Raw genomic sequence first — 24,924 nt, 5'->3', positions numbered from 1 at the left:
AAATGAATTCAGCAGTCGTGGGGGAAGGCCTGCGCGGACGCGACAAGCTGGCCCGCATTCCGGTCAAGGTCCGCGAAGACGTGGCGTCGCCGGCGAAACCTGCCTGGCTGCGCGGCCGCGATCAGGACACAGCGGCGGTGCGCGCGCTGCAGGGCGTGCTGCGTGACCACGCACTGCATACGGTGTGCGAGGAAGCGGCCTGCCCGAACATCGGCGAATGCTTCGGTCGCGGCACCGCGACTTTCATGATCCTCGGTGCCATCTGTACGCGCCGCTGCCCGTTCTGCGATGTGTCGCACGGACGGCCGCTGGCGCCGGATGCCGACGAGCCACAGCGGCTGGCCCACACGGTGGCGGCGATGAAGCTGCGCTACGTGGTCATCACCTCGGTCGACCGCGACGACCTGCGCGACGGCGGCGCCGCGCACTTTGCGCAGTGCATGGCCGACATCCGCGCGGCGTCGCCCGACATCACGATCGAGGTGCTGACACCGGATTTCCGCGGCCGCGAGGCGGCCGCACTCGACGCACTGGCGGTGTCGCCGCCGGACGTGTTCAACCACAACATGGAAACCGTGCCGCGCCTGTACCGCGAGGTCAGGCCCGGCGCGAACTACGAAGGCTCGTTGAAGCTGATCCGCGATTTCGGCGCGCGCTTCCCCGGTGTGCCGACCAAGACCGGCCTGATGCTCGGTCTCGGCGAGACCGAAGACGAAGTGATCGAGGTGATGCGCGACCTGCGCGCGCACGGCTGCGACCTCTTGACGCTGGGTCAGTACCTGCGCCCGTCGCCGGCGCACCTGCCGGTGATCGAGTACATCACGCCGGCACGCTTCGATGCGCTGCGCGAGAAGGCGCTCGAACTGGGATTCAGCGAGGTGGCGGCGGGCCCGCTGGTGCGCTCGTCCTACCGCGCCGATGTGCTGCATCAGGCGCATGCCGATCATGACTGATCCGCGTCCTTCACTGGTCACCGTCAATGGACAGATCGAGCGGCTGGACGCCGTGATGTCCGTCGGCAGTCTGCTCGATGGCAAGGCCTTGCGCACACGCCGCATCGCGGTCGAGCGCAATGGCGAAATCGTGCCGCGCAGCGCATTTGACTGCACCTGGCTCAATCACGGCGATCGCGTGGAGATCGTTGTCGCAGTGGGAGGAGGTTGACGTGAATCCACCATTGAGCCCCTGTCTGAGCGACTCGCTGGTCATCGGCGGCCAGACGTTCGAATCGCGCCTTCTGGTGGGCACCGGCAAGTATCGCGACCTGACGGAAACCGCACGCGCGCTCGATGCCAGCGCCGCCGAAATCGTCACCGTGGCGATCCGCCGCGTGCCGCTGACGGCGCGCGATGGCGCGCCCGGCCTGCTCGACGCGCTGCCGGTCGGTCGCTACACACTGCTGCCCAATTCCGCCGGCTGCTACACCGCAGACGATGCGGTACGCACGCTGCGGCTCGCGCGCGAACTGCTCGACGGTCACGATCTGGTGAAGCTCGAAGTGCTGGGCGACTCGAGAACGCTGTTTCCTGACATGCCGGAAACACTGCGCGCAGCCGAAGTGCTGATCCGCGATGGCTTTCGCGTGATGGTGTACTGCTCGGACGACCCGATACAGGCGCGCGTGCTCGAGAGCATGGGCTGCGTGGCGGTGATGCCGCTGGCCAGCCTGATCGGTTCGGGCATGGGCATCCTGAATCCGTGGAACCTGAAAATCATCATTGCCGAAGCCGGCGTGCCGGTCATCGTCGATGCCGGCATCGGCACCGCGTCGGACGCGGCGGTGGCGATGGAACTCGGTTGTGACGGCGTGCTGATGAATACCGCGATCGCGCATGCGCGTGATCCGGTGCTGATGGCCAGCGCCATGCGCCACGCCGTCGCGGCCGGTCGCCAGGCCTTTCTGGCCGGGCGGATGGACGCGGTGCCGTATCGCGCCGTGGCGTCGTCGCCGCAGGTCGGACTGATCACCCAGATGCAAGAGATGTAAGTACAGCAGGAAGCACCCACTACAAAAACAGGGAGGAATGCAGATGTCTTCAGCAGGAACACGCAAGGTTGCACTGGTCACCGGCGCATCCCGCGGTATCGGGGCGGCCGTCGCCGGCCGGCTCGCACGCGACGGTTTTCACGTCGTCGTGCACTACGGCCGCGGGGCGGACGAGGCGCGCGCGGTGTGCGAAGGCATACGGCAGGCGGGCGGCAGTGCGTCGGTCGTGCAGGCGGATCTGGCGGCGCGCGACGGTGCCGACCGGCTGCTCGCCGGCCTGGCCGAACAACAGGTCGATGTGCTGGTGAACAATGCCGGGATCGCGCCCTTCGCATCGATCAGCGACATGGATGTCGACAGCTTCGACGAGCTGTCGGCGGTCAACATGCGGTCGGTGTTCTTCGTCACGCAGAAGGTATTGACGCGCATGGGCAGCGGCGGCCGCATCATCAACCTGTCGTCCGTGGTGGCGCGCACGGCATTCCCGGGCATGCCCGCCTATTCGGCCACCAAGGGCTTTGTTGACGTGCTGACGCTGCACCTCGCGGCCGAACTGGGCCCGCGCGGCATCACCGTGAATGCGGTGGCACCGGGCGTCATCGAAACGCGCCTCACCACCGGTCTGCTCGAAGGCGGTGGCGCCGATGCCGTGCAGTCCATCCAGGCGCTGTCGGGCATCGCCGGGCCGGATCGCGTGGCCGGCATCGTCGGCTTCCTCGCCGGTCCGGATGGCCTCTGGACAACCGGTCAGGTGATCGACGTCAGCGGCGGCACCAAGCTCTGAGCGCGGCGGCTGCGCCGGCTCACGCCACGCGCAGGTTCATCGCGATCCAGCCCAGCCATTCGTGCAGCGCGACCCATGATTGCGACAACGCGCGCATGCTCGGCACCAGATCGCCCGGCGACACGCCGCCCGTGCGGCGGATCAGGGTGGGTGCCGCGAGTGGCGTCAGTCCGGCGCGGCGGAAATGTTCCATCGCGCGCCGCATGTGGAAGGCGTGCGTCACCAGTGCCACACGGGTGATGCCGTCGCTGCCGAGCGCGGCAGCGGACAGTACGGCGTTGTCGCCGGTATCGCGCGATGCCGATTCAATCCAGCGTACCGGAACGCCCTGTTCCTGCAGAACGGCCGCCATCAGGTCTGCTTCCGGTTGGCCCTGCCACACCACGCCACCACTGACCAGCACCGGCAGACCGGTCCGGCGCGCCAGCCGGGCGCCGGCGCGCAGTCGTTCAAGGGCGAAGCCATTGACCGTCTGTCCGTCGTAATCGACCAGGTTGTCGGTACTGCCGGCGCCGAGAATGACGATGGCCTGTGCCTCCGACAGGTCGGCCACGCCATCGGTGGCATAGGTCGAACGCTCGAGCCAGCCCGATACCGCCGGCGTGGCGAGCAGCCACAGCGCAATCAGACCGCTCCACGCCAGCACCGCGCCGGTGCGGGGATGGCGCCGGTGCAGCAGCAGCCCGAGGGTGCTGGCCAGCAGCGGACTGACCGGCGGCAGCAGCAAGGTCGACAGCAGCTTCTTCAGGGCGAACAGCAGCGAAGCCAGCATGGGCGCCTATCCGGGCAAAAAGACTTATTATCCGGGCCAATGCGCCTTATGGCGACGGGAAGACCACGGCGCCCCTCTTGCCCGGAACGGCGCCTCAACGGAGCGTGCTCTTGATCGATGTATCGGCTATCGGCTGGAAGGAAGCGGCGCTCGTTGCGCTGGTCATCCTCGCCACATACATGGGTTATGCACTGATGCGCCTGTCCACCCTGAACGCCCGTCGCGTGCAACCCGAGCCGGAACCGGTTGCCGACCCCGATCCGCCGACCGCCGTGCCGGCTGCGCCTGCCCTGGGGTCTGACGAGATCGAAGCTTTGCTCGACACCCTGCTGGACCGCCGGCTGGCGCCGCTGATGCAGCAGATGGAAATCCGTCTCGATCAGGCCGAGTCGCGCATCGACGAACTCGGCCGCCGGGTGGAAACAGTCAATCAACTGCCGCCGGTGGCGCCGCAATACAGCGAGGCGTTGTCGCTCGCGGCACGCGGGTTGAGTGCGGAGGACATCGCCGACCAATGCGAAATGTCGGTCGGAGAAGCTGAACTGGTGCGCACGCTGGCCAAGAGCCGCGGCATGGGCGGGGGAGAGGAAACATGAGTGCGGCAGTGGCGCGGGCGCGTCTGGGCGTGAGAAGTGACGCCGAGGAACAGGCGGCGGAACAGCGCAGTGCGCTGCTGCGCCGGGTGGTGGTGGCAGGCGGTCTGATCGCGCTGCTGATCGGTGGCCTGGCACTGTTCGACGTGAGTCGCAAGCCGGCCGAGCCCTTGCCGCCCCCGATGGCCGGCGTTCAACCCGAGCCGGCTGTCGCCGAAGCCGAGCCGCCGGCCGAGGAGACTGCACTGCCACCGTTGCCACCGGCCGATGAAGGCTCAAGCGATCCGGGTGCCTCCGACGACGCTGCAGCGGAGGCAAGGACCGTCAATCTGCCGGATACCCCGCCACCGCTGCCCGAAGGCACGGCGCGTCCCGAAGCGCCCGCCGGAACCGCCGAAGCGGAGCCCGCTCCCGCCGCCGCCGCACCGGCCACGCCCGGCCGCCTGGTGATCGGTGAGGGCGAACCGCGTCCGTCGGCGGCGACGCAGCGGGCGCCGGCGCAGGCTGCGGCACGCGCGCCGGTCGCCCAGCCGATCACCCGCACGCCGCCGCCAGCGGCAGCCGGCCAGGGCGAAATCACCGGTTACCGGGTGCAGGTCGGCGTGTTCAGCAGCGTGGCCAACGCGGAAGACGTGCGTGCGAAACTGGCGCTCAAGGGCATTCCATCGCAGATCGAGGCGCGCGTGCATGTCGGCCCGTTCAAGACGCGCGCAGAAGCTGATCAGGCGCGCGCAAGCCTGCGCGCACTGGGCATGGACAGTGGTGCGCCGGCGCCGGTGCGTGCCACGTCAGGCCACCCGTGAAAACCGCCTCGCCCTGAATCCCGACAGACGCTAAAGCCCGTGTTCGATCCGGACGTAATACCGATCCCGATCAATAAAAACATGCGAGGCTGCGATGGCGCTTCTGGGCTGGGTGAAAAGGACGGAGCTGGAGGCTCTGGCGGATGAGGGAAAGCGTTTGCGCCAGGACGTCGGCGCATTGCGGGGGGAAATCGAGCGCCTCGAAGGCGAACGGGCCGCACTGCAGCGAACCAACGAGGACATCCGCGCCCAGTGCGGCTTCAACGCCGGGCTTCTGTCGAATCTGACGGCTTACGCCGGCTCGTTCCAGCGTTTCCGGACCACCCTGGCCTCACTGGCCGGAATCGTCACCGGCGAAGCGGAGCGCGCGGCCGACACCGCAACCCGCATATCTCAGACGGCCGAAGGCAGCCGGGTCATCGCAGCTGGCCTGGAGGGCTATTCGGCGCGGCTGAAGGACACTGCACTCAGCGTCGATACGCTGCGCGAGCGCGCTGAGCGGATCGGCGGCATCGTCGGGCTGATCCGCGAAATCGCCGACCAGACCAATCTGCTGGCGCTGAACGCCGCCATCGAAGCTGCGCGCGCCGGCGAACAGGGTCGCGGCTTCGCCGTCGTGGCCGACGAGGTGCGCAAGCTGGCCGAACGCACCGGTGCCGCGACGTCCGAAATCGTCGGGCTGGTCGATGGCATTCAGCACGACACCGCGCAGGCGACGGAACGCATGCAGGCGAATTCAGCCGACGCCGACGCCTATTCGGCCCAGGGGCTGGCCGCGAGTTCGCAGCTCGATGCGCTCAGCAGCCAGGCCGGCGCCAATGGCGCGCAGATGGCGGCGACCTCGCTGCGGACCTTTGCCGAACTGGCAAAGGTCGATCATCTGGCCTACAAGATGGACGTCTATCAGGCCGCCTCCGGCCATTCGGGTCTCACGCCGGACAGTTTCGCCAGCCATGTCCAGTGCCGGCTGGGCCAGTGGTATTACGAGGGCGAAGGCCGTCGTTGCCACAGCCACCTGGACGGGTTCCGCGAACTCGAAGGGCCGCACGAGGCGTTCCACCGCGTCGGCATCGAGGCGCTCGAACATGCCCGGGCCGGGCGTTTCGATGCCGCGCTGAGCAGCATCGCCCGCATGGAAAGCCTGAGCATCGACGTGATCAGCCAGCTGGACCGCATGAGCGAATCGGTCGATCACCGGCATCCGCACTGAGCGTTTTGCATGACGGGCACGCGGCGTTGCGCCGTGTGCCCGCGAATCCGCGATAATCCGGCGTCGTCCGGCGCGCGATCATCAGGTCGCCGCGCCGCATTCCCCTTGCAGACTTCCGGAGATACGCATGTCGCGCACCATCGTTTCGACCCCTGACGCACCCGCTGCCATCGGCACCTATTCGCAGGCCGTGAAGGTCGGCAACACGGTCTATCTGTCGGGCCAGATCGGTCTCGATCCGGTCAAGATGGACATGGTCGACGGCATCGATGCCCAGATCGCCCGCGTATTCGACAATCTGAAGGCGGTCGCCGAAGCCGCCGGCGGATCGCTCGACGACGCGGTCAAGCTCAATGTCTACCTCACCGACCTCGGCAATTTCGTCAAGGTGAACGAAGCCATGGCGCGCTACCTGAAGCAGCCCTATCCGGCGCGCGCCGCGGTCGGCGTGTCGGCGCTGCCGCGCGGTGCGATGGTCGAGATCGACGGCGTGCTGGTGATCGACTGAACCCGCCCGGGTGGTTGCCGGTCGTGCGGTGAGCACCCGGAGCGAAGCGCTCGCCGCGGCGCTGGACAAGCTCGGCCTCGGCGCGGACGCCGCGCTGGTGCTGCACTTTCCGCTGCGTTACGAAGACGAAACCCGCCTGACGCCGCTGGCGCAGGCGCGCGCCGGCGCGCCGGTGCAGGTCGAGGTCGAGGTGAGCGCCAGCGAAGTGAAGTTCAAGCCGCGTCGCCAGCTCATCGTCAGCGCCTTCGACGACAGCGGCACGGTGACGCTGCGCTTCTTCAATTTCTATCCGTCGCAGCAGAAGCAACTTGCCGTCGGCCGCAGGGTGCGTCTGTTCGGCGACATCACGCCCGGTTTCTTCGGTGCCGAAATGCTGCACCCCCGCGTGCGCAGCGTGGGTGAGGACACCCCGCTGCCCGATCGCCTGACGCCAATCTATCCGACCACGGCCGGCCTGTCTCAGGCCAGCCTGCGCCGCGCCATCGACGAGGCGCTGGCGCGCGTCAGCCTCGACGACAGCCTGCCCGACGCGATGCGCCGGCACTACCGATTGATGCCGTTCGCCGATGCGGTCGACGCGCTGCACCGGCCGCGACCGGGCGAATCGCTGCGCGACATGGACGACCGGCTCGCTCCCGCCTGGCGGCGCATCAAGTTCGACGAACTGCTGGCACAGCAGATCAGCCTGAAGCGCGCGCACGACGCACGGCGCAGCCGCGACGCGCCTTCACTGGCCGGCAAGGGTGCGCTCATCAAGCGTTTCCTCGCTGCGCTGCCGTTCCGCCTGACCGGTGCGCAGGCACGGGCCTGGAAGGAAATTTCCAGCGATCTGGCGCAGCCCTTTCCGATGCAGCGGCTGCTGCAGGGCGATGTCGGCTCGGGCAAGACGGTGGTGGCCGCGCTCGCCTGCCTGCGCGCGGTCGAAGCCGGCTATCAGGCGGCCTTCATGGCGCCGACCGAAATCCTCGCCGAACAGCACTACCGCAAGCTGGCCGGCTGGCTGGAGCCGCTCGGCATCCGCGTGGCCTGGTTGTCGGGCAGCCTGAAGGTGCGCGACAAGCGCGCGATGAAGGCGTTGATCGCCAGCGGCGAGGCGCCGGTGGCGGTCGGCACGCATGCGCTGATCGAGGACGCGGTCGATTTCGCGCGCCTCGGTGCGGCGGTGGTCGACGAACAGCACCGTTTCGGCGTGCGCCAGCGCCTGGCGCTGCGCGCCAAGGCCGGCGGCATCAGCCCGCACCAGTTGATGATGAGCGCCACGCCCATCCCGCGCACACTGGCCATGAGCTACTACGCCGATCTCGACGTGTCGGTCATCGACGAGCTGCCGCCGGGCCGTACGCCGGTGCTGACCAAGCTCATTTCGGCCGCGCGGCGCGAACAGGTGATCGCGCGCGTGCGCGATGCCTGCGCGGTCGGCGCCCAGGCGTACTGGGTCTGTCCGCTGATCGAAGAGTCGGAAACCCTGCAGTTGCAGACGGCGATCGACACCCATGAACAGCTGGTCGCCGCCTGTGCGGATCTGAAGGTGGGGCTGGTGCATGGCCGCATGAAGCCGGACGAGAAAGCGGCCGTGATGGCCGCCTTCGTCGCCGGCGACATCGATCTGCTGGTGGCGACGACGGTGATCGAGGTCGGCGTCGACGTGCCCAACGCCAGCCTGATGGTGATCGAGCACGCGGAGCGCTTCGGCCTGTCGCAGCTGCACCAGTTGCGCGGCCGGGTCGGGCGCGGCAGCCGCGAATCGGCCTGCGTGCTGCTGTACGAAGGTCCGCTGTCGCAGACTGCGCGCGAGCGGCTGCGCGTCATCCATGCCTATACCGACGGCTTCATGATCGCCGCCGAAGACCTGAAGCTGCGCGGCCCGGGCGAATTCATCGGCAGTCGCCAGTCCGGCCAGCCGCTGCTGCGCTTCGCCGACCTGCTGCTCGACGAGGCGCTGGTCGAACTGGCGCGCGAAGCAGCGGCGACCCTGCTGCGCGACGACGTCGCGGCGGCCGAACGCCATCTGGCGCGCTGGCTGGCCGGGCGGGAAGACCTGCTGAAGGCGTGAACGCCGATCAAATGTTTTCAGCGTGAACGGAAAAGGGGGCCGAAGCCCCCTTGTCACTGCGGTACCGGAGGATCAGCCGACGCGGCGACGCGCCATCAGACCCATCAGGCCGAGGCCGGCGAGGAACATGACATAGGTTTCCGGTTCCGGCACGGCCGTGATCTGCAGCAGCGTGTCGTTGCCGCTGTTCGGGTGCTGCACGTTCACGTACGCGACGTTCCGGTTGAACTTGTCGAAGTACAGGCCGGTCGGCTCGGCGCCCACGGTCGACAGCGACGCCCAGCGGCTGACCGATTCGGCCACGCCGTCGCGGTCTGCATCCTGCGCGAACCAGATGTCTGCCTGGCCACCCGGCTGGTCTTCGATGATGTAGATATTGCCGTTGGCATCGATGGCCAGATTGTCCGGGCTGGTGAATGCGCTGCCGACCGCTGCGCCGGTGACCGAATTGAAGGTGGAGCGATTGGCGAACACCTTCATTTCGCTGGTGGCGAGATTCAGCGAGTACACCTCATTGGTCGTCGTGGTGGCGATGTACAGCACCTCGTCGCCATTCGCGAGCACCTGCATCTCCAGATCTTCAGGGCGCTGGTAGTTCGTGCCGCCGACCATGTCAGCTGCGGCACGGCCATCCATCGAGAACACGCCACCGCCGACATTGACCATGGCATTCACGGTGCCGGCCAGCGGGGTGCCGGTACCGGTTGTGATGGCTTCCCAGGTCGCCGCGCCGACGGCATTCGAATTGCTACCGCCGTTGGTCTTCAGAACGAAGGTCTGGCCCTTGTCGAAGTAGCTGTTGCCGGTGCTGGCAGTCGGTGCGGCCGACACGTACTTGTAGATCGAGCCGCCGTTGAATTCGTCGATGAAGTAGAAGCTGTTGTTCTTGTCGAACGCGCCACCTTCGTGCGACACGCGCGGCACGACGTTGCGATGCACGAACTCGGCGTTTGACGTGTCGGCCAGCGGGTTGGTGATTTCGAACAGGCGGCCCTTGCTGCTGCCGGTGCCCCACGACTCTTCGGCCGTCATGTAGGTGCCCCACGGGGTCCAGCGCGAAAAGTCGCCCGCCACGAAGCCCTGGGTACCCGACGCCACGATGGTCTTGGTGACGCCGGTCCACAGATCGGTGCGCTGCACGCCGCCGGCGCCGGTTTCGAAGGGTGCGTAGAGGTAACGACCGGCATCGGTGCCGGTTTCGTTGGCGGTGATCATGTCCCAGTTGCCGCTGTTCGATTCGCCGAGGCCGAGCTGGGTGTTGCGATCGGCCAGGACCTTCTGCGAGAAGAAGGGCGACGACAGTTGCAGCGGTGCGCTTTCCGGCAATGAGCCGGCCGCGACGTTTCCGGCCAGTGCCGTGAAGTTGTCGAAGTAGGTGTTGTCGGCCGCGGAAACCTGGTGGGCGGAAGCGCCCATCAGGCCAATGGCGGCAGCTATGGCGAGTTTGCGGGACTGCATTTTTTGGACTCCCTGATTGAATGCCTTGCAGACGACAAGGTGAAAGCAGGGTAGTCAGCGTGCGTGAAGGGACCGTGATGCAGATCGATGGGGTCGCTGGTCCGATCGGCGCATCGTTTGTTAACCCTGCTTAATGTCCCGCAGCGCGAGCTGTGGATCGAGCGCTTGCGGGTTGAATCCGGAGCGCAGGTGCACCGGGCCGCGTTCATGCCGGGCGCGTCGATCCGTGCAGAAGGTTCCGCTACGGCCTGCGCCGGATCGATCGAATCAATGTGCCGGCCCGCATCGGCTCACGACCCCGCGGCTCCAGCCTGAAGCCCGCGGGGCTGCCGTTTGCCGTCTGGCTAGCGGTTGGCGTGGGTGGCGGTGAACACCGCCACGAACACTTCGCGCAGGAACAGACTCAGCGACAGGATCAGCGACAGCATGGCCAGTACGAAGAAGCCGGCCAGCAAGTCGGACAGCACGACCGTGAACAGCACGCCGAAGAAGGCGCACGACACCACCAGACAGACCATCAGCGCCGACAACACCGCGAACAGCACCGCCAGATAGACCAGGCGCGCACGCTGCGACAGCAGCGCAAGTTCGGTCGCGTTGCTCATCGTTTCGTCTTCGCACTGTTTTCCGCCACGCGCCAGCACCACACGGCGACGGTCGATGATGCGACCGAGCCGGTTGTTCAGCGTACCGATCAGCGTGGCGATCGCGGTCAGCAGGAAGACCGGTGCCACGGCCAGGCCGATGGCGTGCGTGATGGTGTCGATGGTGGTTTGCAGAACCATGGCCGTGCCTTACGGGATCTTGAAATCGAGTTCGAACTTTGCACCGTCGTCGAGCGCCAGCGTGCGGGTGAGCCAGGGCAGGACGGTCTTCAGCGTGGCCGGCAGTGTCCATGGCGGATTGACGATGAACAGGCCGCTGCCGTGCATGCCGAAGCCGTCCGGCGATGGCTTGCGCGTGGTCAGCGATACATGCAGCCAGGCCGGCACCGGCAGGCGCTTGAGTTTGGCCGGCAGGTCGCGCGATTCCATGCGGTGCAGCTGCGGATACCACAGGCAGTAGGTGCCGCTCGGAAACCGCGTGTTGGCGTCGCGCAGCGTTTCGAAGGCCAGCCGGTAGTCTTCGCGGATTTCGTAGGGCGGGTCGATCAGCACCAGCGCGCGGCGCGGCGGCGGTGGCAGCAAGGTGCGCAGGCCTGAAAAGCCGTCGGATTTTTCGACCTTCACGCTGCGACCGGCCTCTGCGAAGGCGGCGTTCAGCAGCTTGTTGTCGGCCGTGTGCAATTCGAACAGTCGCATCCGGTCGTCGTCGCGCAGCAGCGCGCGCGCAATCATCGGCGAGCCCGGATAGGCGCGCAGTTTGGGGCCGCTGTTGAAGGCGCGCACCAGATCGACATAGGTCGCGAGTTGCGGTGGCAGGTCGGGCGCCGACCACAGTCTTGCGATACCGGCGGCGTACTCGGCGTTCTTGGCCGCGAAACCGCTGTCCAGCGCGTAGCCGCCCGCACCCGCGTGCGTGTCGATGTACCAGTAGGGCTTGTCCTTCTGGTTCAGGTGCTGAAGCAGTTCAACGAGCACGAAGTGCTTGAGCACGTCGGCCGGGTTGCCTGCATGGAAGGCGTGGCGGTAGCTGAGCATGGCGGGGCGGGCGTGGTGGAGCGCAAGTATACGTCGCCGCCCGGTGCACCGGCCGGCGTTGTGGGGCGATGCGATACGATCGGGGCTTGGGCTGGTTGACTTCCGTTCGGGAAAGAAGTGCTTCGATGCCTATTCAGTACGTCCGGCAGCTGACTGGACGTGTCCGGACGCCGGACGCCAATCGTCACCTCGGCTTTGCGCTCGCGTTTGTCGCAGGCGCCATCAACGCGGGCGGGTTTCTCGCCGTCGCCCAATACACGTCGCACATGACGGGCATCGTGTCTGCGATCGCCGACGATCTGGTGCTGCGCGAATACGGACTCGTGCTCGCCGGGCTCGGTGGTCTGCTGTCCTTCCTGACCGGCGCAGCCTGCAGCGCGATCATGATCAACTATTCACGTGGCCGGAAGCTGCACGGCGAATATGCGCTGCCCCTGCTGCTGGAAGCCTGCCTGCTGCTGTGTTTCGGCTTGCTCGGGGCGCGCCTGTCGGAAATCCAGGGCCTGTTCGTGCCGCTGACCGTCATGCTCCTCTGTTTCATCATGGGCTTGCAGAACGCCATCATCACGAAGCTTTCGCACGGCGAAGTGCGCACGACGCACCTGACCGGTGTGATCACCGACATCGGCATCGAACTGGGCAAGCTGATCTATTGGAACCGCGGGCGCGCCGCCGACCAGCAGGTGAGCGCCGATCGCAATCGTCTGCGCGTCCTGCTGTCGCTGACGGGCTGCTTCTTTGGTGGGGGCGTTGCCGGGGCACTGGGCTTCAAGCACGTGGGCTATGTGTCCACGCTGCCTCTGGCGGCGCTGCTTGTCTTGCTGGCGCTGATTCCCGCGCTTGATGACCTGACGCCGCTCTTCCGGAGAGCGCCGAGGCGCTGATCCGGCGGGGCCGGCCGGGGGGCCGCGTCCGGAAACGCCCCCGACCGCGATACGAGAAACTCAGACCACGAAGCGGCCGACGTTCTCCTGCAGCTGGCCAGCCAGCTTTTCCAGACCGAGTGTTTCGCCGTCGGCGCGCCGGGTGACGTCGGCATTCTGCTCTGCCATGCCGGCGATGCGTTCCACGCCCTGCGCCACGCTCTGGCTGGCGCTGCTCTGTTCGCGCGTGGCGGCGGCGATTTCCTTCATTGCCGCAGCGGTGCGCTCACTTTGCTCGCTGATCACGCGCAGCACCGCACCCGCTTCGGTTGCCCGGCTCACGCCGGTGGCGACCTGACCGCTGACTTCGGAAATGCGCTGCACAACCTTGTCAGCGTCCGCCTGCACGCTGCTGACCATGCTGGCAATCTCCTTCGTCGAGGCGGCCGTGCGTTCGGCCAGCTTGCGCACTTCGTCGGCCACCACGGCGAAGCCGCGACCGGACTCGCCGGCGCGCGCAGCTTCGATGGCTGCGTTGAGCGCCAGCAGATTGGTCTGTTCGGCAATTTCCTGGATGATGCGGCCGACATTCGAAATTTCGCGCGTACGGCCGGCCAGATCGGTCACGGCGGTCGAGGCGTCGGTGATGTCGCGGGCGATGTGCTGCATGCCATCGACCACCGCGTGCAACTGCCGCTCGCCATCCATCGCGGCACTGCGCGCCTCGCGGCTGACCGCATCGGCCACGCCTGCGCTGTCTGCCACATGGGTGATGCTGACCGACAGTTCTTCGATCGCGGCGGCAAGTCCGGCAGCAGCGCTGCTTTGTTCGGTCGAACCTTCGACCACTTCGCTCGAACCGGCGCGCAGCGAACGCGCCGCTTCGCCCACCGCGCGGGCGGCGTCGGCCGTGGCGGTGATCAGTGCGGCAGTCTTGCGTGTCGCTTCGTTGATCTGCACGGTGATCTGGTCCAGTTCATTGCGACTTTCGCCGGACTTCACGGCGAGACGCTGGCTGAAATCGCCATTGCCCAATCGGGTCATCGCCGCCGAAACATCCTTCAGCCGCACCAGCCGGCTGTGTGCCAGCCACCACGTGAGCGCCGCCAGCAGCAGCGCTGCGCCGACGCAGATCATGATCAACTGGTTGCGCAACTGCACGCCAGCGGCCGTGAATTCCGCAACATGCGCGCCGGAGGACACCATCCAGCCCCAGGTGTCCGAGGTGCGGAAGGTGGCGATCTTCGGTGCCATGCTGCCGTCAGCGCGCGGCCAGTCATACACCAGCTGGCCATTCTTCATGTCGAGCTGCTGTGCGATGACGCCGGTCAGCGCCGGGTTGCCGATGTCGGCGATCGATTTGCCGGCATGTTCGGGGTGCAGGATCATTTCGCTCGCGTCCGCCGTTTCACCGGGCTTCAGGATGTGCAGGTAGCCGGTGTCGCCGATGCGCAGCGTTTTGAGCGACGCGAACAGCTGATCGATGCCCTGTTGCACGTCGACCCGCGCCGACAGCGCACCCACGACGGTGCCCGAGGCATCCTTGATCGGCTCCATCGAGGAAATGTAGAAGCGCCCGTTGCGCATCACGACTCCGGAATACGGCTTGCCGGCAAGCAGGGTTTCGGTTTCCTTGCTCTTGTTGATGGCCTTGCCGGCCATCGACTTGCCGTCCTTGTCCTTGAGCAGTGTCGCGACCCGCACGAAATCGTCGCCGACCCGCACCATCACGGCCGGATCGGCGCCGATCAGGTCGCGCAGCGAGGTGACCCGCCCGACGTCGCCGTTGATGGTCGCGCCATTGACGCGTGCGATGCGAACAGCACCATACTCACCCAGGGGCATCGTGTCGTCGCCAACCACGACATCGCCGCCCAGCCCGCGTTTCAGCGCGCTCATCCCCTTTTCGGCACTGGCCATTGCGTTCTGATAGCTCAGGTCGAGCAACTGCACCGTGGAATCGGCCTGGTCGCCAAGATGGGCCTCGGTCTGTTGCAGCGTCGAGCGCTGGGTGGATATCGATACGATGAGGATCAGCGACGCGAAGATGACTGCGCAGAGCAGACCGATCGAAATCGAAAGCTGATGTACCACCGACAGGCGGTTGAATGCGTTCATGAGAAGTCTCCAGTGGATGCCCGCAATGGCTTGACGAGCTATGCGAAGCAACGTGCCCTGCAATTCACGGCACAGGCACCGAAAACTGGAGTCAGACGATCCGGTCGGTGGTGCAGCCGGCCTGCAGCAGGCGCGCGAGCACGCCGTCCGGTCCGGTCAGGTGGGCGGCGCCGAAAGCGGCAAATACGCCGCCTTCGCGGATCTGCGGCAGCAGGCGTTCGACGAAACGCGCATTGCGCTGGCCGAGCAAAGACTGCAGGAACAGGTCGGCATGGCGGCGCAGCGCCGGGTCATCGCCGATCAGCCGGCTGTTGATGCGCGCCAGTTCGCCGGTGTCGCCGGCCAGCCAGGCGTCGGTCATCGGCGCCACGCCGGCCTGGATTTCGTCATGCCGGCGCGCGCTGTCGATCAGCAGCGCCATGATTGTCGCGTCGGGCAGCCGCGCGATCGCATCGATCTGTTCCTGCACGCTCTCGATCGGCAGGATCTTCCGGCCGGCGGCACGTGCGCGGCGCACCAGCACCTCATCGAGCGTGGGCTGCGCACCGCCGACCGGCTGCAGCAGCGTCACCAGCGCCGCCCACGGCCGCAACCGCGTCTGCACGCGTTCGTCGACGCCGTGCAGCGACAACCTCTGCGACACCCGCGGCCAGTGCTTCCTGCCCACCCTTTTCGACAGGTCGTCGGTGTCCGACGTACTGGCGGCCATGAAGGCATTCACGGCATCGGCGTCGGCCACCAGTTCCGGCATGAATACGCGTACCGCGTCTATATAGGTATACAGCGACGCCGCACGGTCGAGCACGCGCGGCTCACCGCTGTGCAGCGTGCCGAACAGATGGCTGACCGGCGCGTCACCGAGCGTGATCTTCCACAGCAGCCCTTGATCGTAGGGGCCGTTCGGTGCGGCGCGCAGTGCTGTCGGCAGCGTGCTTGCCAGAGCCACGGCACCGCACTGACGCAGGAACAGGCGGCGCGTCGTCATGTCGCCCAGGCGCCGCGGATCGCGGCGATGCCGTGCGCACCGCAGGCGTGTGCGGCCTGCCTGTGCGATGCATCGAGTCCGCCGATGGCAAACACCGGAATGCCGCATGTCGCAACCAGTGATGTCAGCGTGGCCCAGCCCATGCCCGCGGCGTCGGGATGGGTGGCGGTCGGCAAAACCGGGCCGACCACCGCGTAGTCGAGGCCGAGCCGCGCGGCCTGCGCCAATTCGTCGGCCGTATGGCAGGACGCGCCCACCCATTCGAAGTCGGGGCGGGCCGCCAGCGCGGTCAGCTGCGCCGACTTCAGATGCACGCCATCGGCCCCCAGCGTGCGGGCGAGTGCCGGATCGCCGTTGAGGACGACAGGCGAACCGCCGGCGTGCGCCAGCCGGATCGCTTCGGCGGCGAAGGCCCGCGTCGCGTCATCCATGACCGGTTCACGGATCTGCAGCATCAGCCGCTGCCGCGCGCAGGCGCGGCGGATGGCGTCGAGCTGCGCCGCATGGCCGATCTGCCAGGCGTGGCTGATGGCCATGAAACCGGGCAGGCGCAGCGATTTGAGCACCGGCCCGTTGGCCGGCAGCATCGGCCCGACGGTCAGCACATCGGCCTGCTGCCAGCTCAGCGCGCTGTGTACGTTGTCCTGCAGCGCGCCCTGCCAGGCTTCAACCCGGAAAAAATGCAGCCGCACGAAGGCGTGCTCGTATTCGTGCGACAGCGTCAGCCAGGGCGAACTGGCCGTAACCGTGATGCCCAGTTCCTCGTCCAGTTCGCGCTTGAGCGCATCGACCGGCGCTTCGCCCGCTTCCACCTTGCCACCGGGAAATTCCCAGAAGCCGGGATAGAAGGTGCCCGGCGCGCGCTGGCCGAGGAGGAATTCCCGTCCGCGTGCGGTATCCCGGAAAATGACGGCCGCTGCGACGGCGACCTGCTTGCGTTCGGTCATGCGTCAGCCCTTCAAGCGCTCACTTTGCCGCATGCTGCCCCGCCCAGTCGCGCGCGAACTGCCAGGCGACGCGGCCGCTGCGCGAGCCGCGTTCCAGCGTCCAGCGCAGCGCATCGGCGCGGCAGGCTTCGATCTGGTCCGGCGGCACGCCGAGTTTCTTCAGCCAGTGCCGCACGATGTCCAGATACGCCTCCTGATCGAAGGGGTAGAACGACAGCCACAGGCCGAAGCGCTCGGACAGCGAAATCTTTTCCTCGGTCGCTTCGCCCGGATGAACTTCGCCGTCGACATGCTTCGCTTCGCTGTTCTCGGAGAAGTATTCGGGCATCAGGTGACGCCGGTTCGACGTCGCGTAGATGAGCACGTTGTCGAGCACCGCCGACACCGAGCCGTCGAGAATGCTCTTCAGCGCCTTGTAGCCGGGCTCGCCGGATTCGAACGACAGGTCGTCGCAATAGATGATGAAACGCTCGGGCCGGTTGGCGATCAGGTCGGTGATATCGGGCAGGTCGACGAGATCGTCGCGGTCGACCTCGATCAGGCGCAGGCCCTTCTTCGAAAAATCATTCAGCAACGCCTTCACCAGCGAACTCTTGCCGGTGCCGCGCGCACCGGTCAGCAGCACATTGTTGGCCGGCTTGCCTTCGACGAACTGCCTGGTGTTGGTGGTGATGCGCGCCTTCTGCACGTCGATGTCCTTGAGGTCGGACAGGCGCAGCTTGTGCGGATGGGCGACCGGTTCCAGCCGTCCGCGACCGTTGCTGCGTCGCCAGCGGTAGGCGGTCGCCTTCCAGTCCGGTGGCGCCGGCGGCGCCGGGATCATGTGTTCGAGGCGATCGAACAGCGCATGCGCGCGGGCGATCAGGCTTTCGAAACCGTCACGGTCTGTCATGGTCATCCTTCTTGTCGGTGAGCGCCTTCGGCGGCTCGGTGTCGGAGGCGTCCTTTTCCTTGCGCGGCAGCGTCCACCACAGGATGAACAGCAGCAGGGCCAGCGCAACGCCGGCTTCGAGGAGGAATATCCACATGGGTGAAGTGTCTGCGAAACGTCCGTCTTGAATGCAGCGGTCCGGCAGGACCGCTGCTCGTTATCATTGCACCCTCAGCGTCTGCGGGCGCGCCAATCTAAAGCACATCACGATGTTCCAGCAAATCCGCCGCGGCGTCCGGCTTGCCCTGCTCGCTTCGGCCAGCGCATTGCTCGCCGCCTGCGCCTCGGCCCCGAGGCCCGGGCCGGCGAGCCCGGTCGCTGCGCAGTCCTGCCCGGATGTGCAGCCTGCCGCCGTGGCGCCGCAGGTCTGCCCGACCTGCCCGGCATGCGCTGCCTGCCCGGTCTGCCCGCCGGCGGCACCGGTGCCCGAGGCAAAGCGGCCGCCGCGCCTGGTCGCCGCCGAGTGGTCCGCGCTCGAAGGCTGGCCCGATGACGATCTGCGCGAGGCGCTGCCGGCGCTGCGCGCCAGCTGCAGCGCGCTGGCCAGTCGTGCCGAGTGGCGCTCACCGTGCGCCGCACTTGCATCACTCGTCCAGGAAGACAGCGCTGCGGTGCGTGCGTTCTTTGAATCGGCTTTCCGCCCGTGGCAGCTGCTCAATGGCGACGGCACCGACCAGGGGCTGGTGACCGGCTATTACGAACCGCTGCTGCGGGCGAGCCGCACGCGCGGCGGTTCCTACATGCACCCCATTCACGCGGTGCCGGATGATCTGCTGGTGATCGATGTCGCCAGCCTGCACCCGGATCTGAAGCATCTTCGGCTGCGCGGCCGCATCGAGGGGCGCAAGGTGGTGCCTTACTGGTCGCGCAGCGAACTGGATGCGCGTGCAGCCGAATTCGACCGCAAGGTGTTGTTCTGGGCGGCTGACGCGCTCGATGTGTTCTTCCTGCAGGTTCAGGGTTCCGGCCAGGTCGAATTGCCGGACGGCAGCCGTGTGCGTGTGGGCTACGCTGACCAGAACGGCCACAGCTATCAGTCGATCGGCCGCTGGTTGGTCGATCAGGGCGAACTGAAGCTCGAGCAGGCGTCGATGCAGGGTATCCGGCAGTGGGCGCGCGCCAATCCGTCGCGTGTCGCGACGATGATGGCGGCCAATCCGAGCTATGTGTTCTTTCGCGAACTGCCGATCGGCAAGCAGGCTCCGGGTCTGCCGGAAGGACCGCTCGGCGCGCTTGGCGTGCCGATCGCCGGCGAGCGGGTGATCGCGGTCGATCCGCGCAGCGTGCCGCTGGGCGCGCCGGTGTGGTTGGACACCACGCGCCCGAACAGCGTCGACCCGCTGCGCCGCCTGATGATGGCGCAGGACACCGGTGGTGCGATCAAGGGTGGCGTGCGCGCCGATTTCTTCTGGGGCTTCGGTCCGGAGGCCGGCGCGCTGGCGGGCCGCATGCGCCAGCAGGGTCGCATGTGGGTGCTGCTGCCGGTCGGCTTCACGCCGCCCTGAGCGGCGGGATGACAGGGAGGGGCGTATGAACGATCAGGCGGACGGCCACATACTCAGCGCGTGCGAACACGGTGTTGCGACGATCACCATTTCGAACCCGGCGCGGCGCAATGCGTTTTCGGTGGCCATGCTGCAGGCCATGCGCAAGGCGGTAGAGGCGAGTCTGGCCGATCCGGACTGCCGCGTGCTGGTGCTGCGTGGTGCCGGTGGCAGCTTCAGCGCCGGCGGCGACATCAACGATTTTCGCGCCACCCTTTACCTGGAGGCGCCGGCGCGGCTTGATGCGTTCCGGGCGCTGATCGAAAACTGGGTCAATCCGGTCATTCTCGCGCTGCGCCGTGCGCACCAGCCGGTGCTGTCGGTGGTGCAGGGCGCCTGCGCGGGCTACGGGCTGTCGCTTGCGCTGGCATCCGACTGTGTGATCGCCGCCGATGATGCGGTGTTCAGCACCGCCTACACCGGGCTGGCACTGCCCTGCGACGGTGGCCAGTCGATGTTCCTGATGCGGGCGCTGGGCGAGCGGCGGGCGCGCGAAATGATGTGGTCGGCGCGGCGCGTCGCGGCGCCGGAAGCGCTGGCGCTCGGGCTGATCGAGCAGGTGGTGCCGGTTGCCGGGCTGGAGGGCGCAGCGCAGGCGCGCATCGCACAGTTCGCCCACGGACCGCGTCACGCACTGGCGGAAATCAAGCGCCTGCTGGTGGCTGCCGGTCCATCACTTGAGGCGCAGCTCGCGGCCGAGGCGCTGGCGTTCGCGCGCTGCGCTGCGACGATGGATTTCGTCGAAGGGGTGACAGCGTTCGCCGACAAGCGCGCGCCGATGTTTCGCGGGCGCTGAACGTTCAGTCAGGCGACGCTGCAGCGCCTTCATGCCGAAACACTGGCCGGCATTCGCCGGATCGCCGTGCGGCCGGGGCGCCCGTCCACCTCGGCGGCATCCGTTGTGGCAGCCAGTCCGGCGACGGATTCAAGCGGGTTCTGCTCGAGTCGATATCAATGACGTGCCGCCATGGATGATTTGCCTTGGCGACGGCGCGGTGACGTTTCCCGACGGGCCTGTGGCAGGATTTTGGCCCGGTCAGCCGGCATTCCGAGAAACAGTTCCCAAAGGAATGGTCGATTCTGACCGTTATCGATAAAGAATTTGTTGTGCTGACCTGAGCGGGCGCAGCGCGAAGCGCGCCTGGGTTCCGAACCTACGATGCCGCGCAGCATCGACCACTGATTCCGGCAAAACGATGAACAACAGCGAAGCGGGCATGATCGAGGCGGTGGCGCAGGGCGCCAGTGCGCCCGGTGTCGTCAAGGACGTGCTGTTCAAGGACATCGGTCTCAAGATCGGCGACCGGCTCATTCTTGAACCGCCGCCCAAGCTCGGCGAGCAGCTCGGAATGGTCAAGCTGATCGGCTATGTCAACGATGTGAGCGTGCTGGTGACGATGCCCGACACCCGCGCCTGGGCCGGCCCGCCTATCGAAGGCGACGAGTTCGCGGTGCGCGCGTTTTCTGGCCGTCACGCCTATGGTTTCTCGACCACGGTGGGCAAGCGCTCGGTCAATCCCTTTGAATACCTGCATCTGCAATTCCCCCGCCGCATCACGATGCGCCAGATCCGCAATGCCGAGCGGATTGCCACGACCATCAGCGCGCGTGTTCTCGACGGTGCCGAGCCGGTGTCGACCACGGTGACCAACCTCAGTGCCACCGGTGCCGAAGTGCGTGCCTGGGATCCGCCGCGTGCCATCGGGGAAACAATCTCCCTGGAATTGATTCTCGACATCCACAAGGTGCGGACCCGCGTGGTGGTCAGCGCAACCATCCGCAACACACACGACATCGTCGATACCGGCGAGGCGGCTTACGGCGTCGAGTTTTCCGACGTCAATGCGCAGACCAACATTTTCCTGAAGAGCTTCGTTTACCAGAATCTCGTGGAGCAGCCGCACAAGCGCCTCTAAGTCGCTTGACCCCTTGATCTGGACCTGGTCCAGATGTATTACACTGCTGTCGTCGGAAAATGCCATGCAAGAATGCGTTGGCATTTTTTTTGTCACACAAGAACTGCCATGGCGGACACATGAATCAAGCGGGTCAGACAACTGCACTCCCGGGTGTCGTAGAGGCAGCCGTCGAGAATGCCGAGAAGAGCGTGCTTTTCAAGGATATCGGCATGAAGGTGGGCGACCGCCTCATCGTCGAACCTCCATCGAAGCTGGGCGAACAGGCGGCGGTCGTCAGGTTGATCGGTTATTTGAACGATGTAAGCCTGGTGGTGACAATGCCCGATACGCGCAACTGGTCGGGTGCGCCGATCGAGGGTGATGCCTTTTCGGTGCGCGCGTTCTCCGGCCGTCACGCCTATGGTTTCCTGACCGCAGTCGAAAAGCGCATCGTCACGCCCTTCGAATACCTGCACCTGCGTTTCCCGCGCCAGATCACGATGCGGCAGATCCGCAACGCGGAACGGATAGCGACCCGCCTGAATGCCCGGATTCTCGAAAGCACCCAGCCGGTGCCGGCCGTGGTGACCAATCTGAGCGCCAGCGGTGCCGAGGTACGAATTCCCGGCGCGGCCCGCAGCGTGACGGATGCGCTGGCCATCGAATTGATCCTCGAAGTGCACGAGGTGCGCACCCCTGTGCTGGTGAATGGCGTGATCCGCAACGTCAGCGCGCTCGCGGACGCCGACGGATTCAACTATGGCGTGCAGTTCGTCGATGTGAATCCGCAGGTCAACATCTTCCTGAAGAGCTTCGTCTACCAGAATCTGGTGGAACAGCCGCACAAGCGGCTGTGACGAGCGGGTCCGTTGCCCGGCGCAGATCGGCCTGCGTCAGCGGGCGCCGATAGGCGAGAACCGCGCTTGCGATGTACTGTCATGTCTGTCGAGGACAACGGGAACCGCAGTCATGGAACGTCACAGGCACACCACCCACATGCAAGCCGCGCCAGCCGGGCCTTTTGCAAAGCTGTTCGCCGCGCTGGCCGGCGTGGTCCTGCTGGTGCTCGGACTGATGTTTTCGGTGGTGATCATTGCGGTCGCGATCGCCTTCGGTCTGGTCATATGGGGCTGGATGTGGTGGAAGACGCGTGCGCTGCGCCAGCAGATGCGCGCACAGATGGAAGCTCGCATGGCGGCCGGTGAGGGCGCGCCGGCGTCGTACTCCGACGATGACGGATCGCAATCCAGCGGACGCGTGATCGAAGGTGAGGTCATCCGCGCCGACGATCCACCCCGACCGCCCGAGCGCTGATCGCGCGCAGCGCTTCGCCGGGGTGCCTGCCCCGGCGCCCCTCGTCACTTCAACGTCCCTCCGGAACAGTCCATGACAGAGTTCGTCCATCGCGTCGGCCTGGGTTTTCTTGCCGAGCCCTGGATCACCCGCATCCTCATCATCCTGACGGTCACGGCAGCAGCCAGTCTGCTGGCCGAATTCCTGCTGCGCCACGTCCGTCGTGTCACGGTGCGTACGGTCAACGTCTGGGATGACGCGCTGGTGGGCTGCGCCAGCCGGCCCACGCTGGTCGTGATCTGGCTCATCGGACTGTCACTGGCCGTTGACATCCTGCGACGCCACGTCGACGAACCCTTCCTCGAATATGTGGTGCCGTTGCGCAACATCGGCATCGTCCTCTGCCTTGGCTGGTTCCTGCTGCGCTTCATCGGGCGGGTCAGCGAGAACATCGTCGCCGCGCGACTGGTGCGCGGCGACGAGATCGATCGCACCACGGTCGATGCGCTGAGCAAGCTCGGTCGGCTGGTCGTGGTGGTGTCGGCGCTGCTGCTGTGTCTGCAGACGCTCGGAGTCAGTATTGCTGGTGTGCTGACGCTGGGTGGCATCGGCGGTATCGCGGTGGGCTTCGCCGCCAAGGATCTGCTGGCCAACTTCTTCGGCGGACTCACCATCTATCTCGATCGGCCCTTCAGCGTCGGCGAATGGATACGTTCGCCCGACAAGGCGATCGAAGGGACGGTGGAGTACATCAGCTGGCGCCACACGCGCGTGCGCGCCTTCAACAAGAACCCGATCTACGTGCCGAACGCGCTGTTCACCACCATTGTGGTGGAAAACCCTTCGCGCATGACCAACCGGCGCATCCGCGAAGTGGTCGGCGTGCGCTACGACGACCTGCCGAAAGTGGTCGCCATCGTGAACGACATCCGGACCATGCTGCAGACGCATCCCGACATCGATGCCACGCAGACGCTGATCGTCAATTTCAACGCCTTCGCCGCGTCGTCGCTCGACATCCTGATCTACACCTTCACCCGCACCACCGTGTGGGTCGAGTACCACATGGTCAAGCAGGACGTGCTGCTGAAGATCGCCGACATCATTGCCGAACACGGCGCGCAGGTCGCCTTTCCGACGCAGACGCTGCACGTCGAGCTGGAGCCGCCGCCGCCGGACGCCGTACCGGCTTGATCCGGATCAAGCGGGTTTTGAAGACGGGGTTTAAGATATACATAAAATATATGTTCAACCTGGTCTTCAACATCCAACCTCCGGAGCCCGATCATGGCCACCCTGCTGTCCATACAGGAAGCGGAACCGCCGCTGCCGCATGCGCCTTCGTGGTCCGCCTTTCTTGAACTCGGTTTTCGCCCGGTCTATCTGGCCGGCGCGCTGTGGGCGCTGATCGCGGTCGGGCTGTGGATCTTCGCGCCGCACTGGATGAACGGCCCGCTTGCCGGCGTGGCCTGGCACGCACATGAAATGCTGTGGGGCTTCGTGGCCACCATCGCGGTCGGCTTCCTGATGACGGCCGGCGCCGCCTGGACCGGCATCAATCCGGTGCAGGGCCGCGCGCTGGCGATCCTGTGCGCGCTGTGGCTGGTGGCGCGGCTGGGCTTTCTCGCCGGTGACGGAACACCGTTCCTGATCGCCACCCTCGCCGAACTGCTGTTCTTCGCCCTGGCCGCCGCGGCACTGCTGCGCGCCGTCGTCGTGTCGCGCAATGCCCGCAACTATGCCGTCCCGGTGCTGCTGCTGGCATTGGGCGTGTCCGATGCCCTGTTCCTGCTGGCTGCGCACGACGGCGACTACGCGCTGCTGATGCGCCAGTTCAATGCCGGCCTGCTGATCATGACGCTGATCGCGTTGCTGGTGGCGCGCCGGGTCATTCCGTTCTTCGCCATGCGCGCCGTGCCGGGCCTGCAGATTCCGATGCAGTTGCGCAGCGGCCACCTCCAGCTCGGCGCCAGCGGCATCGCTGTTGCGTGTCTGCTGGCCGACCTGCCGAGTGCACAGGCGCTGGCACTCGCCGTGGCGGGCGTCCTTTCTCTGCAGCACTGGGTCAGCTGGAAGCCGCAGGCCGTACTGCACAAGCCGCTGCTGTGGATACTGTATCTGGGCTACGCGTCGCTCGGCGTCGGCCTGCTGCTTGCGGCGGCATCCGTTGCGGGCTTCGGTGCGCGCCCGGCGCTGCACATCCACGTGATTGCGATGGGTGGCTTTTCGCTGCTCATCATCGGCATGATCACGCGCACCGCACTCGGTCACCTCGGGCGTCCGCTGGAAACCGATCGCAGCATGGTCGCCAGCTACGGGCTGGTGATCGCGGCCACCGTCCTCCGGCTGCTCGCGCTGCAGCCATCCGCCGCCGCCCTCCACCTGCTGCATGTTGCCGCGCTGCTCTGGATGGCGGCCTTCGCGCTCTATCTGTGGCGCTTCGTGCCGATGATGATCCGGCCGCGTGCCGATCGCCCGGCGCCGGCCGCCGCACCGGTGGCCACGCCTGTGACCATCGTCCGCCCGGGGCGCTGAAT

General features: G+C 66.5%; 25 protein-coding genes and 2 pseudogenes. 18 read left to right on the top strand and 9 right to left on the bottom strand.

The window, feature by feature from the left end:
- Window positions 1–2 precede the first annotated feature (2 nt).
- From lipA to ACTIFF_RS04555, 4 genes are read left to right on the top strand one after another with little or no spacing between them, the layout of a single operon-like run.
- The gene (lipA, locus tag ACTIFF_RS04570) at window positions 3–953 is read left to right on the top strand and encodes a lipoyl synthase (RefSeq protein ID WP_439535760.1); all 951 of its coding nucleotides are present in this window, start codon (window positions 3–5) and stop codon (window positions 951–953) included.
- Window positions 946–1,164, top strand: a complete 219-nt coding sequence (thiS, locus tag ACTIFF_RS04565) for a sulfur carrier protein ThiS (protein WP_069038430.1) — start codon at window positions 946–948, stop codon at window positions 1,162–1,164. Before lipA ends, thiS begins: the two co-directional genes overlap by 8 nt.
- 1 nt (window position 1,165) lies before the next feature.
- Window positions 1,166–1,987, top strand: a complete 822-nt coding sequence (locus ACTIFF_RS04560) for a thiazole synthase (RefSeq protein WP_439535759.1) — start codon at window positions 1,166–1,168, stop codon at window positions 1,985–1,987.
- A 43-nt stretch (window positions 1,988–2,030) separates the two neighbouring features.
- Entirely contained in the window at window positions 2,031–2,771 is a 741-nt protein-coding gene (locus ACTIFF_RS04555) for an SDR family NAD(P)-dependent oxidoreductase (RefSeq protein ID WP_439535758.1), read from the top strand.
- Window positions 2,772–2,790: 19 nt separating this feature from the next.
- Here ACTIFF_RS04555 and ACTIFF_RS04550 read toward each other — a convergent pair whose 3' ends face one another.
- The gene (locus ACTIFF_RS04550) at window positions 2,791–3,543 is read right to left on the bottom strand and encodes a YdcF family protein (RefSeq protein ID WP_439535757.1); all 753 of its coding nucleotides are present in this window, start codon (window positions 3,541–3,543) and stop codon (window positions 2,791–2,793) included.
- Window positions 3,544–3,653: 110 nt separating this feature from the next.
- Here ACTIFF_RS04550 and ACTIFF_RS04545 point away from each other — a divergent pair, with 110 nt between their 5' ends.
- The 6 genes and pseudogenes from ACTIFF_RS04545 to recG all read left to right on the top strand — a co-directional run bounded on the left by ACTIFF_RS04545 (window position 3,654) and on the right by recG (window position 8,710).
- Entirely contained in the window at window positions 3,654–4,139 is a 486-nt protein-coding gene (locus ACTIFF_RS04545; protein WP_439535756.1) for a DUF2802 domain-containing protein, read from the top strand.
- Entirely contained in the window at window positions 4,136–4,939 is an 804-nt protein-coding gene (locus ACTIFF_RS04540) for an SPOR domain-containing protein (RefSeq protein ID WP_439535755.1), read from the top strand. Before ACTIFF_RS04545 ends, ACTIFF_RS04540 begins: the two co-directional genes overlap by 4 nt.
- Before the next feature lie 496 nt (window positions 4,940–5,435).
- Window positions 5,436–5,681, top strand: a pseudogene (locus ACTIFF_RS04535) (methyl-accepting chemotaxis protein); the annotation flags it as partial.
- Window positions 5,664–6,149, top strand: coding sequence for a CZB domain-containing protein (locus ACTIFF_RS04530; RefSeq protein WP_439535774.1), 486 nt, complete (start codon window positions 5,664–5,666; stop codon window positions 6,147–6,149). The pseudogene ACTIFF_RS04535 and the gene ACTIFF_RS04530, both read left to right, overlap by 18 nt.
- Window positions 6,150–6,276: 127 nt before the next feature.
- Entirely contained in the window at window positions 6,277–6,657 is a 381-nt protein-coding gene (locus ACTIFF_RS04525) for a RidA family protein (RefSeq protein WP_069038424.1), read from the top strand.
- A gap of 28 nt (window positions 6,658–6,685) precedes the next feature.
- Entirely contained in the window at window positions 6,686–8,710 is a 2,025-nt protein-coding gene (gene recG, locus ACTIFF_RS04520; RefSeq protein WP_439535754.1) for an ATP-dependent DNA helicase RecG, read from the top strand.
- Between the two features lie 72 nt (window positions 8,711–8,782).
- On the opposite strand, the gene ACTIFF_RS04515 is transcribed toward recG, so the two are convergent.
- The 3 genes from ACTIFF_RS04515 to ACTIFF_RS04505 form a co-directional block, all read right to left on the bottom strand.
- Window positions 8,783–10,168, bottom strand: a complete 1,386-nt coding sequence (locus ACTIFF_RS04515) for an alkaline phosphatase PhoX (RefSeq protein ID WP_439535753.1) — start codon at window positions 10,166–10,168, stop codon at window positions 8,783–8,785.
- A 344-nt stretch (window positions 10,169–10,512) separates the two neighbouring features.
- Window positions 10,513–10,953 (bottom strand): DUF2721 domain-containing protein, encoded by a 441-nt coding sequence (locus ACTIFF_RS04510; RefSeq protein ID WP_069038415.1) that lies wholly within the window; start codon window positions 10,951–10,953, stop codon window positions 10,513–10,515.
- A gap of 9 nt (window positions 10,954–10,962) precedes the next feature.
- Window positions 10,963–11,808: a 23S rRNA (adenine(2030)-N(6))-methyltransferase RlmJ gene (locus ACTIFF_RS04505; protein ID WP_439535752.1), complete on the bottom strand. Its 846-nt coding sequence runs from the start codon at window positions 11,806–11,808 to the stop codon at window positions 10,963–10,965.
- Window positions 11,809–11,933: 125 nt separating this feature from the next.
- Between ACTIFF_RS04505 and ACTIFF_RS04500 the strand changes: the two are divergent.
- Window positions 11,934–12,659: pseudogene (locus ACTIFF_RS04500) on the top strand (YoaK family protein); the annotation flags it as partial.
- A gap of 93 nt (window positions 12,660–12,752) precedes the next feature.
- On the opposite strand, the gene ACTIFF_RS04495 reads toward ACTIFF_RS04500, so the two are convergent.
- The 5 genes from ACTIFF_RS04495 to ACTIFF_RS04475 form a co-directional block, all read right to left on the bottom strand.
- Entirely contained in the window at window positions 12,753–14,789 is a 2,037-nt protein-coding gene (locus tag ACTIFF_RS04495) for a methyl-accepting chemotaxis protein (RefSeq protein WP_439535751.1), read from the bottom strand.
- 91 nt (window positions 14,790–14,880) lie between these two features.
- Window positions 14,881–15,774, bottom strand: a complete 894-nt coding sequence (locus tag ACTIFF_RS04490; RefSeq protein WP_439535750.1) for a TraB/GumN family protein — start codon at window positions 15,772–15,774, stop codon at window positions 14,881–14,883.
- Window positions 15,771–16,721: a Nudix family hydrolase gene (locus tag ACTIFF_RS04485; RefSeq protein ID WP_439535749.1), complete on the bottom strand. Its 951-nt coding sequence runs from the start codon at window positions 16,719–16,721 to the stop codon at window positions 15,771–15,773. Before ACTIFF_RS04485 ends, ACTIFF_RS04490 begins: the two co-directional genes overlap by 4 nt.
- A gap of 19 nt (window positions 16,722–16,740) precedes the next feature.
- A complete protein-coding gene (locus ACTIFF_RS04480; RefSeq protein ID WP_439535748.1) occupies window positions 16,741–17,613 on the bottom strand; it encodes an ATP-binding protein in 873 nt (290 codons plus the stop codon).
- Complete coding sequence (locus tag ACTIFF_RS04475) at window positions 17,600–17,749, bottom strand: hypothetical protein (RefSeq protein ID WP_190295063.1); 150 nt, start codon at window positions 17,747–17,749, stop codon at window positions 17,600–17,602. Before ACTIFF_RS04475 ends, ACTIFF_RS04480 begins: the two co-directional genes overlap by 14 nt.
- Window positions 17,750–17,861: 112 nt before the next feature.
- On the opposite strand from ACTIFF_RS04475, the gene mltA reads away from it, so the two are divergent.
- From mltA to ACTIFF_RS04440, 7 genes are all read left to right on the top strand, one after another.
- The gene (gene mltA / locus ACTIFF_RS04470; RefSeq protein WP_439535747.1) at window positions 17,862–19,157 is read left to right on the top strand and encodes a murein transglycosylase A; all 1,296 of its coding nucleotides are present in this window, start codon (window positions 17,862–17,864) and stop codon (window positions 19,155–19,157) included.
- 25 nt (window positions 19,158–19,182) lie between these two features.
- On the top strand, window positions 19,183–19,992 hold the full coding sequence (locus ACTIFF_RS04465) for an enoyl-CoA hydratase-related protein (protein WP_439535746.1): 810 nt from the start codon (window positions 19,183–19,185) through the stop codon (window positions 19,990–19,992).
- Between the two features lie 400 nt (window positions 19,993–20,392).
- A complete protein-coding gene (locus ACTIFF_RS04460; RefSeq protein ID WP_439535745.1) occupies window positions 20,393–21,112 on the top strand; it encodes a flagellar brake protein in 720 nt (239 codons plus the stop codon).
- A 119-nt stretch (window positions 21,113–21,231) separates the two neighbouring features.
- Window positions 21,232–21,951 carry a flagellar brake protein gene (locus ACTIFF_RS04455; protein WP_439535744.1) on the top strand — a complete coding sequence of 240 codons (720 nt, stop codon included), beginning with the start codon at window positions 21,232–21,234 and terminating at the stop codon, window positions 21,949–21,951.
- A 112-nt stretch (window positions 21,952–22,063) separates the two neighbouring features.
- Window positions 22,064–22,408 (top strand): hypothetical protein, encoded by a 345-nt coding sequence (locus tag ACTIFF_RS04450; RefSeq protein ID WP_439535743.1) that lies wholly within the window; start codon window positions 22,064–22,066, stop codon window positions 22,406–22,408.
- Window positions 22,409–22,480: 72 nt separating this feature from the next.
- Window positions 22,481–23,581, top strand: coding sequence for a mechanosensitive ion channel family protein (locus tag ACTIFF_RS04445; protein WP_439535742.1), 1,101 nt, complete (start codon window positions 22,481–22,483; stop codon window positions 23,579–23,581).
- A 93-nt stretch (window positions 23,582–23,674) separates the two neighbouring features.
- Window positions 23,675–24,922, top strand: coding sequence for an NnrS family protein (locus ACTIFF_RS04440; RefSeq protein ID WP_439535741.1), 1,248 nt, complete (start codon window positions 23,675–23,677; stop codon window positions 24,920–24,922).
- The last annotated feature ends 2 nt before the right edge of the window (window positions 24,923–24,924 follow it).

The sequence above is a fragment of the Methyloversatilis sp. genome (genome assembly GCF_051861465.1).
In the GTDB taxonomy this organism is placed as follows: Bacteria; Pseudomonadota; Gammaproteobacteria; order Burkholderiales; family Rhodocyclaceae; genus Methyloversatilis.
Note: the sequence above shows the minus strand (reverse complement) of the source record. Positions and strands in the feature narration are given on the sequence as shown.

What these genes read in the sequence shown, in the direction of transcription:
- ACTIFF_RS04480 (WP_439535748.1), bottom strand. Translation starts at nt 17,613, where the DNA reads ATGACAGACCGTGACGGTTTCGAAAGCCTGATCGCCCGCGCGCATGCG.
- ACTIFF_RS04515 (WP_439535753.1), bottom strand. Translation starts at nt 10,168, where the DNA reads ATGCAGTCCCGCAAACTCGCCATAGCTGCCGCCATTGGCCTGATGGGC.
- ACTIFF_RS04510 (WP_069038415.1), bottom strand. Translation starts at nt 10,953, where the DNA reads ATGGTTCTGCAAACCACCATCGACACCATCACGCACGCCATCGGCCTG.
- ACTIFF_RS04550 (WP_439535757.1), bottom strand. Translation starts at nt 3,543, where the DNA reads ATGCTGGCTTCGCTGCTGTTCGCCCTGAAGAAGCTGCTGTCGACCTTG.
- ACTIFF_RS04530 (WP_439535774.1), top strand. Translation starts at nt 5,664, where the DNA reads ATGCAGGCGAATTCAGCCGACGCCGACGCCTATTCGGCCCAGGGGCTG.
- ACTIFF_RS04555 (WP_439535758.1), top strand. Translation starts at nt 2,031, where the DNA reads ATGTCTTCAGCAGGAACACGCAAGGTTGCACTGGTCACCGGCGCATCC.
- ACTIFF_RS04445 (WP_439535742.1), top strand. Translation starts at nt 22,481, where the DNA reads ATGACAGAGTTCGTCCATCGCGTCGGCCTGGGTTTTCTTGCCGAGCCC.
- ACTIFF_RS04495 (WP_439535751.1), bottom strand. Translation starts at nt 14,789, where the DNA reads ATGAACGCATTCAACCGCCTGTCGGTGGTACATCAGCTTTCGATTTCG.
- ACTIFF_RS04490 (WP_439535750.1), bottom strand. Translation starts at nt 15,774, where the DNA reads ATGACGACGCGCCGCCTGTTCCTGCGTCAGTGCGGTGCCGTGGCTCTG.
- ACTIFF_RS04525 (WP_069038424.1), top strand. Translation starts at nt 6,277, where the DNA reads ATGTCGCGCACCATCGTTTCGACCCCTGACGCACCCGCTGCCATCGGC.
- ACTIFF_RS04540 (WP_439535755.1), top strand. Translation starts at nt 4,136, where the DNA reads ATGAGTGCGGCAGTGGCGCGGGCGCGTCTGGGCGTGAGAAGTGACGCC.
- ACTIFF_RS04440 (WP_439535741.1), top strand. Translation starts at nt 23,675, where the DNA reads ATGGCCACCCTGCTGTCCATACAGGAAGCGGAACCGCCGCTGCCGCAT.
- ACTIFF_RS04465 (WP_439535746.1), top strand. Translation starts at nt 19,183, where the DNA reads ATGAACGATCAGGCGGACGGCCACATACTCAGCGCGTGCGAACACGGT.
- lipA (WP_439535760.1), top strand. Translation starts at nt 3, where the DNA reads ATGAATTCAGCAGTCGTGGGGGAAGGCCTGCGCGGACGCGACAAGCTG.
- ACTIFF_RS04485 (WP_439535749.1), bottom strand. Translation starts at nt 16,721, where the DNA reads ATGACCGAACGCAAGCAGGTCGCCGTCGCAGCGGCCGTCATTTTCCGG.
- ACTIFF_RS04455 (WP_439535744.1), top strand. Translation starts at nt 21,232, where the DNA reads ATGAATCAAGCGGGTCAGACAACTGCACTCCCGGGTGTCGTAGAGGCA.
- mltA (WP_439535747.1), top strand. Translation starts at nt 17,862, where the DNA reads ATGTTCCAGCAAATCCGCCGCGGCGTCCGGCTTGCCCTGCTCGCTTCG.
- ACTIFF_RS04450 (WP_439535743.1), top strand. Translation starts at nt 22,064, where the DNA reads ATGGAACGTCACAGGCACACCACCCACATGCAAGCCGCGCCAGCCGGG.
- thiS (WP_069038430.1), top strand. Translation starts at nt 946, where the DNA reads ATGACTGATCCGCGTCCTTCACTGGTCACCGTCAATGGACAGATCGAG.
- ACTIFF_RS04475 (WP_190295063.1), bottom strand. Translation starts at nt 17,749, where the DNA reads ATGTGGATATTCCTCCTCGAAGCCGGCGTTGCGCTGGCCCTGCTGCTG.
- ACTIFF_RS04460 (WP_439535745.1), top strand. Translation starts at nt 20,393, where the DNA reads ATGAACAACAGCGAAGCGGGCATGATCGAGGCGGTGGCGCAGGGCGCC.
- ACTIFF_RS04505 (WP_439535752.1), bottom strand. Translation starts at nt 11,808, where the DNA reads ATGCTCAGCTACCGCCACGCCTTCCATGCAGGCAACCCGGCCGACGTG.